Below are 3,030 nucleotides of genomic sequence, written 5' to 3'. Positions count from 1 at the left end.
CCACCGTCGAAAATCAAGATCGAAAACCGCAATCCGAACCGATCAGGCCGCCACGTCAACCCCGCGAAACATCCGGGCTAACCGAAATCCACGCCAGCGGGGCGCACTAATTTGATAAAAGTCGGGTCAATGCCGCCATCGTGCTCAACCCGAGTGCCGGTCAACACTTCGTAAGACCACCGCGCACGGGCCCGGCAGCGTGCCCTCTCACGCGATAACCTCCGCATGCGACGGTGTCAACCGCGCCCGAAATACCTCACCGCTTTGCCCATCGCCGCGACAACCGAACGCGCAGGCGCGTCCAGACCAACGCTCGTACGCTCGCAAAACACCGAGGCATCCTTTACACCTGTCAAAGGCCGAGCACGGAACGCTCGGTACCCCACGAGAATGCGTGAGCAAGGCCCCCGCCAGCAACTACTCCGGCCAAGTAGTCACCACATACGGTCTAAGCTGGCCTTATACCATACTGCCGAACAAAAATCGTCATCAATACCGCGTATTTTTGCTCAGTGCAGGGGCGTACGGACCGTACGAACATGCGTAAATCCCTCCGAAATAGTCAATATCTAGTGAGAGATACTCTAGGCAGGTATAATATGTGTCCTGCTCCGAGGTAGAACTGCGAATACCCCGCGTTACGCTTTCCTACTTGCAGACTAAGTGAATTCGTTTCCATGTACGAGAGAACCATGAACAGCCAACGACATCAGAGAAGTGCAATTGTGACAACTTCTGCGACCTCCGGCCGATGCCTTCTCATCGGCACGTTTTTTTATCGAGTGGCAAGCAGCGACCCGGTGTCAGGCGGCGAGGTGGATCATGAATAACGGGTCCGCCCTGAATGAGGCGACAACTGGCAACCCAACCAATAAATTGATGTCGCGATTCTGCCGCGAGTTCCTTGCGGACCTTCCGTTTTGCGAAAGATGCAGATGTCATTAACATCTACCATTGCAACAATATGAACAGGTTAATATGAACAAAGCATCAAGCGAAAGTGGTCACGAACATGACTCGAAGACTAAATCTTATTCACGGCGTCGGCGTTTCGCCAGGGCTGGTGAAACCGAGTCAATTGATAATCCGGGCCGGTTCAACACATCGCAGCCAAACAAACGCGCAGCCATTGCGACGTTGGCGGTACTAACACTAACTACGGGAGAGGTAGGCGCCATGATCGACGTTACCGCCAACGACTCCAACATAAGCGCCGGAAGACTCGCGATCCGTCTAGCGAATCATAATGAATACAAGACCGATAGTTGCACGAATGAAAGTCGCGATAATGCCACCAATAACCAAGTTGACAACGACGATCAATATAACAACTTGTTCGCAGCCAATAGCAACAATGACAATCCTCTTCCGAACCCATTCATTAGCAACCCGCAGCCAATTACTATCATCGAATTCGTCGATATTCTCGACGTTATCGAAATGATCAATAACAATTTGCCCGTTGAATTGGAGACAATGAATAACGGCGACAGGGATTACTAACGTCGATCTTTCGCGCGACCAGCAGATCGGAGGTGACCTTGTGTAAGTGATTTTTGGTCGCAAGCTCGTCGCCGCTTGCCCGTGTGAGGCCGGTTCGGTAGCTGCCAGGAGGCCCGGTAGCAGACTGGCGGCTTGGTCTGGAAACGGATCGGGTCGAAGCCCAGTGTCGAAAGCCCTTGAAGGGGGAACGACTGACGATGGCCAGCTTGAACGGATCGAGCTTCGGTGACGACCGGGCCGGGGTCTTGCGCGGTGGCGGCACCGCACTCGCCAGGGCCTGACGCACCGTGCGGCGATGTACCCGGTACTTGACCGCCAATTCCCGGATCGACAAACCTTCCACACGGAAATCGCGACGAATCGCTGCGAACTGCTCCACCCGATCCTCCACCCCTGGCCCCTTTCCATCGCAACTGCATTCGATGGATCAACACTGGGGTGGGGCCAGATCAAACCGTCACAACCACACCGGCGAGTCGAGTAGATGGGGCCACTGAAAACCGTCCTACCGGGGCCAGTTCAACCTGTCACAGACAGGAAATAGTTGGACCAGCCGCGCATAATCCGGTTGAGCCTGATCAGTACGTCCCTGGGCGGCTGTTGCAAGAGCCTGCTGGTTAGGGCACGTATCTCGTCCCTCAGCGATCGGATAGGCCGATCGGCGATGAACACATATGCGTACCACTCGTAGGTGCCTCGCTTGCGCTTCCACTGGATGCGGAAGCCAAGGAAGTCGAACGCTTCGCTCATGTGCACGACACGGGTCTTGGCTTCGGAGAAGCGAAGACCCAGTGGCGCCAGTACCTGAGCGATCTCCTCGCGCAGGGCATTGGTGTGGTCGCGATTAGGCCTTGCCCCCATGTAGTGGACATGGGATTTTTGGTTACGCCGCTCGTGGCAGCGTAGCGGTTGTGTGGTTGTTTTCGTAGGTGGTCGGACTGGTGTTGACGACGGTCGAAAACTAGGCCACATGCGACGGTCAAAAGTAGGCCACGTGGTCGGTAGTTATTGTGCCGTGTTGTCGGCTCTGGCCGAGGGCAGGGTATCGATTCCGGTGTCCTTGAGCCGGTAGCTGGAGCCTTTGAGGGTCAGTACGTCGGCGTGGTGGACGATGCGGTCGATCATCGCTGCGGCCACGACTTGATCACCGAATACGTCGCCCCAGCGGGCGAAGGGAAGGTTCGAGGGCAGTATCAGCGAGGCGTGTTCGTAGCGGCTGGAGACCAGTTGGAAGAACAAGTTGGCAGCGTCCTGCTCGAAGGGGATGTACCCGACCTCGTCGACGACGAGTAGACCGATGCGGCGCAGCTTGGCCAACTCCGCTGGCAGCCGCCCCGCGTTGTGGGCGGCCTTGAGGCGAGCGACCCAGTCCACCGCGGTGGCGAATGCGATGCGATGCCCGGTCTGGGCGGCTTTGATGGCCAATCCGATGGCCAAATGGGTTTTGCCGGTTCCACCCGTTATCGCTGGGTGGGGTGCAAAGTAGCCGTGTTTGTGCTGGTCAGGACGTTGTTGCGAGTGATGCGA

General features: G+C 56.5%; 3 protein-coding genes. 1 reads left to right on the top strand and 2 read right to left on the bottom strand.

Annotated features, from left to right (window positions below; all coding sequences use genetic code 11):
- The first annotated feature begins 954 nt into the window (after nucleotides 1-954).
- Entirely contained in the window at nucleotides 955-1,503 is a 549-nt protein-coding gene (locus BST40_RS29785; protein WP_142276841.1) for a hypothetical protein, read from the top strand.
- Between the two features lie 519 nt (nucleotides 1,504-2,022).
- Here the strand turns inward: BST40_RS29785 and BST40_RS27680 are convergent.
- Together BST40_RS27680 and BST40_RS27675 are read right to left on the bottom strand one after the other, a co-directional pair.
- Nucleotides 2,023-2,364 (bottom strand): group II intron maturase-specific domain-containing protein, encoded by a 342-nt coding sequence (locus BST40_RS27680; protein WP_241780134.1) that lies wholly within the window; start codon nucleotides 2,362-2,364, stop codon nucleotides 2,023-2,025.
- A 144-nt stretch (nucleotides 2,365-2,508) separates the two neighbouring features.
- The coding region (locus BST40_RS27675; protein WP_244174520.1) for an ATP-binding protein at nucleotides 2,509-3,030 on the bottom strand (522 nt) is incomplete at its 5' end.

This window comes from Mycobacterium persicum, from assembly GCF_002086675.1.
GTDB classification, from domain to species: domain Bacteria; phylum Actinomycetota; class Actinomycetes; order Mycobacteriales; family Mycobacteriaceae; genus Mycobacterium; species Mycobacterium persicum.
Note: the sequence above shows the minus strand (reverse complement) of the source record. Positions and strands in the feature narration are given on the sequence as shown.

Excerpts from the sequence above, each read along its gene's own strand:
- BST40_RS27680 (WP_241780134.1), bottom strand. The coding sequence starts at position 2,364 with ATGGGGGCAAGGCCTAATCGCGACCACACCAATGCCCTGCGCGAGGAG.